Origin of the sequence: Streptomyces sp. adm13(2018), assembly GCF_008042145.1 — a bacterium.
Taxonomy (GTDB): domain Bacteria; phylum Actinomycetota; class Actinomycetes; order Streptomycetales; family Streptomycetaceae; genus Streptomyces.
The window spans coordinates 1-5,352 of sequence record NZ_RDBH01000121.1; the positions used below are offsets into that span (position 1 = coordinate 1).

The window sequence follows — 5,352 nt, forward strand, 5'->3', positions numbered from 1 at the left end:
CGCCAGCCCCCCGTAGTGCCGGACCAGCAGCTCCACGTCGGTGGTGTACACGGTGAGCCGTACGAGGTTCGCGAGGTACATGCCCGCCTCGGCGAGCACCGCCTCGACGTTGTCGAGGCTCAGCGCCAACTGCGCGGCCATGTCCCCCTCGTGCAGCGGCTCGCCCTTCTCGCTCATCGCGGTCTGTCCCGAGAGGTACAGGGTCCGGGTGTGCCCGGAGACGAGTTCACCCTGATTGAACCCCCACTCCGCCGACCACGTCACCGGGTTGACCGCCACGCGCTCCATCGCCACATCAGCTCCGTTCGATTCGTCGCCCCGCGTCGGGTCGAAGCGGGGAGTACGGACGCCGTCACCGCGGTTCGCACCGCTCCGACGTCGTGGTGACGAGCCTCCCAACGAATCACGACACCCTTGGTCATGTATTCCGTTAGCGTTCTCGCATGCGTGCCGACCGGCTGGTCTCCCTGGTGCTCCTGCTGCGCCAGCGCGGCCGTCTGACCGCGGACACGCTCGCCGCCGAACTCGGGGTGTCCACCCGTACGGTGCTGCGCGACATCGAGGCGCTCTCCGGCGCCGGCGTCCCGGTCTACGCCGAACGCGGCCGCCACGGCGGCTTCGCCCTGCTGCCCGGCTTCCGCACCGAACTCACCGGGCTGAACCCCGACGAGGCCCTCGCCCTGCTGACCGCCGCGCCGGGGCGCGAGGCGCGGGCGTTCGGCCTCGGACCGGCACGGGCCTCCGCCCTGCGGAAGGTGCTCGACGCCCTGCCCGACGCCCACCGGACCAGCGCGAGCGACGCGGTCCGACGGTTCCTCGTCGAGCCCGAGGCCGACCTGCTGTCCCGGCGGCGGACCACCGACGAGGTACCCGGCACCACGATGCTGGAGGTCCGGCGGGCGGTCCTCGCCGGACACAAGCTGCGCATCCGCTACGCGGCCACGGGGCAGCCGCCGGAGTGGCGCACGGTGGACCCGATCGGCCTGGTCACGGTGCGCGACCGCGGCTACCTGCTGGCCACCCGGGCCGGCGAGGACCGCACCTACCGGTTGTCGCGGCTCCTGGCCGCCGAGGAACTGGCCGAGCCGGCGGAGCGGCCCGACAGCGTCGACCTGGACCGGATCTGGCGGGAGCGCTCCACCCGCTTCCTCGGCGAGGACCACCTGACCGTTCTCGTACGGGTGAACCCGGCGCGCCGCGAGGAACTCCTGGACACCGCGGTGGCCGTCCGCGCCGAGGAGGCCGACGGGGACGGCGGGCTGCGGCTGGAACTGACCTACCAGGACGCGCGGCACGCCGAGTGGGCCCTGTGGCAGCTCGGCGCGGACGCGGAGGCCCTGGCCCCGGCGTCCCTGCGTGCCGCGCTGCACCGGCGCGCCACGGCGCTGGCCGCCCGCTACGAGGACCCGGCCTGAGGCGCGGCCGGGCGCGAACGGACCCCGGTGCGGCCGCACGCGCGCGGGCGGCGGGCGGACCTCAACCGACCCCGGCCCGCCCGGTCACAGCCTTCGGAAGACGGGCCGTGCCCAGGCCGGCGGCTCCCGGGGCGGGGTCAGCGGCTCCGGGGTCCTCGTCACGACGGGTCCCGCTTCACCCCCAGCCGTCAGTGCCGCCCGCAGAGCGGCCACGAACTCCAGGCAGGTCCCGTACCGTTCCTCCGGGGTCTTCGCGAGCGCCCTCGCGAACACCGCGTCCGCGGCCTCCGGCAGCCCCGGCCGGACCTCGGACAGCGGCGGCGGGGGATCGTACTGCTGCGCCCACAGCACCGCCCAATCGGTGTCACGGCGGAACGGCGGCGCTCCCACCAGCGTCTCGAACACGACACAGGCCAGGCTGTACACGTCGCACCGGCCGTCCACCGGCTTCCCCGAGATCTGCTCGGGCGCCACGTAGTCCAGGGTGCCCACGAACTCGCCCACCGTCGTGAACCCGGTCAGCGACAGGGACTTCTTCGTCAGCCCGAAGTCCGTGAGGTAGACGTGCTCCGGGTGGTCCCGGTCCGTGCCCTCGGCGACCAGGATGTTGCCGGGCTTCACGTCCCGGTGCACCAGGTCGTGGGCGTGCGCCGCGTCCAGGGCCGAGGCGACCTGCACGGCGATCCGGCCCGCCTTCCCCGGCGGCAGCGGCCCCTCGCGGTCCAGCAGGGCGACCAGGTCCTGGCCCGCGACGTACCGCATGGCGATGTAGAGCACGCCCTCCGTCTCGCCCGCGTCGAAGACCGGCACGATGTGGGGGTGGTCGATCGAGGCGGCGACCCGGGACTCGTGCGCGAAGCGCCTGCGGAACGTGTCGTTGCGGGCCAGTTCGGGGGCGAGCAGCTTCAGCGCGACCGTCCGGTCGAGCCGGAGGTCCCGCGCCCGGTAGACGACCGCCATCCCGCCGCGGCCGATCTCGTTCTCCACCCGGTAGCCCGCGATCTCCTTGCCGAGCAGCCCGGAGGCGCGGCCCGCGGGCAGCTCCGGCTCGTCGCCGGACGTGCCCGCCATCACTCCTCACCGCCCTTCCGGGGCGGCGGCCGCTCCACGATCTCGGTGGGCGGCTGCTCGACGATCTCGTTGGGCGGCCGTTCCACGATCTCGGTGGGTGGCGGTGCGGCGGTCTCCGCGGGGGCCGGTGGTGCGGTGGTCTCGGCCGGAAGCGGCGGCGGGCCGGTCTCGGGGCTCGTCGGCGGGTCGCCAAGGACCACCACCTGGGTCGGCTCGTACCCCGGGGGCCCGTCGCCGGGCCGGGCGTCCCCGGCGGCTCCCTCGCCTCCGTCGCCCTTCTCCGCGCCGCCGCGCCGGGCGCCCGGCGCGGCGGGGGAGGCGATCGAGGGCGCCGACGAGGCCGCGTACGTACTGAGCCCCAGCCCGTCGCAGTACACCCACCGCTCGTGTTCCGCGTCGTACAGCCACACCGACTCGCCGTCGACGACCATGCCCACCCGCAGTCCGCGGGTCCGCTGCCGGAAGTCCTCGCCGTCCAGGCGCCCCGCTCCCAGTGCCTCCGCCGCCCGCCGGTAGCGGCCGAGCGCGTCCTCGGCGCGGGCGATCAGGGGCCGCGGGTCGGCGGTCCTGGCCGTCGGCCGGCCCGCCGCCGGCGGGTCGTCCGGGACGGTGACGAGGAGCCGGGCGTCGACCCAGGCGGTCCAGCCGTTGGAGCAGAGCACCCGCCCCCAGTCCCCGGCCCGCTCCTCCAGGCGCACCGGCAGGAACGCGTCGAGCGGCGCCGTCGGCAGCCCGGGATCCGGCGCCTGCCACGCGTCGAGGCCGTCGCGCGGGACGACGTGGGTGGGCCGGAAGTCCGGCACGTACTCGGGTACGGGGACGCTCACCTGACCACCTCCGGGTGCACGGGCCTACTTGCGCATGACGACGGGCTCGTGGCGGCGCAGCAGTCGCGCCACCAGCAGGCCGATGACGAGACAGAGCACCACCATCATGCCCATGTCGAACAGCCAGGCCGCCGCGGTGTGGTCCATCAGCGGGTCCGCCGTCTTGTCGCTCGGCGAGACGGTCCCGATGTCGACCGTGGCGCCCATCGCCGCGAACGCCCACCGCGAGGGCACCAGCCAGGCGAGCTGCTCCAGGACCGGTGTCCCCCGCACGGTCAGGAGCGCCCCGCAGAACACCACCTGGACGATCGCGAGGAGGACGAGCAGCGGCATCGTCACCTCCTCCTTGCGGACCAGGGCGGAGACGAGCAGCCCGAGCATCATCGCCGTGAACGAGAGCAGGGCGACGGCGAGGGTGATCTCCACCAACGGGGGCATCAGGACGCCCTTGCCGCCCGGCACGTTCAGCGGGACGCCGATCAGGGCCACCAGCGTGAGCACGATCGCCTGGACGACCGTGATCGTGCCGAGGACCACCACCTTGGAGGCGAGGTACGCCGAGCGGGACAGGCCGACGGCTCTCTCCCGCCGGTAGATCGTGCGTTCCTTGACCAGCTCGCGCACGGCGTTCGCCGCGCCGGTGAGGACGCCGCCGACGCAGAGGATGAGCAGGACGTTGAGCGTCGACTCCTGGTTGAAGCCGCCCTCGGACAGGGCCCGGGCCATCGCGCCCATCACGAAGGGCAGCGCGATCATGATGGCCAGGAACGTGCGGTCGGCGGAGAGCGCGGCCGTGTACCGGCGGACGAGCGTCCGCAGCTGGGAGCCCCAGCTCTGCGCCTTCGGCGGCGGGGCGGGCTCCCGCTCCTCCGCGGCGGCCCCGGGCACCGGGACGTTCGGGCGGGCCGTCGCGTCGGCCACGTAGCGGTGGTGGAAGCGGGAGGACCGGTACAGGCCGGCCCAGTCCCGGTCCCGGTCGTTCTCGAAGGACTCGAAGGCCTCCGGCCACTGGTCGAAGCCGAAGAACTCCAGGGCCTCCGAGGGCGGTCCGTAGTAGGCGACCCGGCCGCCGGGTGCCAGGACGAGGAGCCGGTCGCAGACGTCCAGGCTGAGCACGCTGTGCGTGACGACGACGACCGTCCGGCCGTCGTCCGCGAGCCCCCGCAGCATGTGCATCACGGACCGGTCCATGCCCGGGTCGAGGCCGGACGTGGGCTCGTCCAGGAAGAGCAGCGAGGGCTTGGTGAGCAGTTCGAGGGCGACGCTCACCCGCTTGCGCTGGCCGCCGGAGAGGCTGTGGATCGGCTGCTGCGCGCGCTCGACGAGCCCCAGCTCCTGGATCACCTCGTCCACCCGGGCCCGCCGCTCGGCGGGCTCGGTGTCCTCGGGGAACCGCAGCTCGGCGGCGTACCCGAGGGCCCGGCGCACGCTCAGCTGGAGGTGCAGGATGTCGTCCTGCGGGACGAGCCCGATGCGCTGCCGCAGCTCGGCGTAGTCCCGGTACAGGTCGCGGCCGTCGTAGAGCACCGTGCCCCGGTCGGCGGGGCGCTGCCCGGTGAGGGCGCCGAGGAGCGTCGACTTCCCGGCGCCGGACGGGCCGACCACTCCCAGCAGGCACTTCTGCCCCACGGGGAACGAGACCTCGTCGAGGAGCGTCTTGCGTCCGTGGTCGACCGTGACGGCGAGCGACTGCACGTCGAGGGAGACCTCGCCGGTGTCCGTGAACTCGACCAGCTGGCCGCCGATCAGGCAGAACGCGCAGTGGCCGATGCCGACGATGTCGTCCGGGGTGACCCGGGCGTCGACGACGGGGGCGCCGTTGAGGTAGGTGCCGTTGTGGCTGCCGAGGTCGTGGATCCAGTAGGTGCCGTCGACGAGGGCAGCACGAACGGCACCTTCACGGACGGCCTGCGGATGGACGGGCCCCGTGCGGTGGGCCCAGGGTCCGTCGTACGGTTCGGGCATCCGGAGGAGGGCCCCCGCGCGGTGCTGTCCGCCGGGGCGGCCGGAGCCGCCGGGGTCGAGGCCGAGGCGATGTC

Annotated in this window: 5 protein-coding genes; 1 reads left to right on the plus strand and 4 read right to left on the minus strand. The window is 74.1% G+C overall.

The window, feature by feature from the left end; all coding sequences use genetic code 11:
* A partial coding sequence (locus EAO70_RS15515) for a RidA family protein (protein ID WP_148003588.1) occupies nucleotides 1-288 on the minus strand: 288 nt, incomplete at its 3' end.
* Nucleotides 289-443: 155 nt separating this feature from the next.
* Between EAO70_RS15515 and EAO70_RS15520 the strand changes: the two genes are divergently transcribed.
* On the plus strand, nucleotides 444-1,415 hold the full coding sequence (locus EAO70_RS15520; RefSeq protein WP_148003574.1) for a helix-turn-helix transcriptional regulator: 972 nt from the start codon (nucleotides 444-446) through the stop codon (nucleotides 1,413-1,415).
* A gap of 84 nt (nucleotides 1,416-1,499) precedes the next feature.
* Here the strand turns inward: EAO70_RS15520 and EAO70_RS15525 are convergent, their stop codons facing one another.
* The 3 genes from EAO70_RS15525 to EAO70_RS15535 form a co-directional block, all read right to left on the minus strand.
* Nucleotides 1,500-2,486, minus strand: a complete 987-nt coding sequence (locus EAO70_RS15525) for a serine/threonine-protein kinase (protein WP_148003575.1) — start codon at nucleotides 2,484-2,486, stop codon at nucleotides 1,500-1,502.
* The gene (locus EAO70_RS39230; protein ID WP_261992880.1) at nucleotides 2,486-3,313 is read right to left on the minus strand and encodes a hypothetical protein; all 828 of its coding nucleotides are present in this window, start codon (nucleotides 3,311-3,313) and stop codon (nucleotides 2,486-2,488) included. The genes EAO70_RS15525 and EAO70_RS39230 overlap by 1 nt, the downstream gene beginning before the upstream one ends.
* Nucleotides 3,314-3,337: 24 nt before the next feature.
* The coding region (locus EAO70_RS15535) for an ATP-binding cassette domain-containing protein (protein WP_261992881.1) at nucleotides 3,338-5,352 on the minus strand (2,015 nt) is incomplete at its 5' end.

Excerpts from the sequence above, each read along its gene's own strand:
- EAO70_RS15520 (WP_148003574.1), top strand. The coding sequence starts at position 444 with ATGCGTGCCGACCGGCTGGTCTCCCTGGTGCTCCTGCTGCGCCAGCGC.
- EAO70_RS15525 (WP_148003575.1), bottom strand. The coding sequence starts at position 2,486 with ATGGCGGGCACGTCCGGCGACGAGCCGGAGCTGCCCGCGGGCCGCGCC.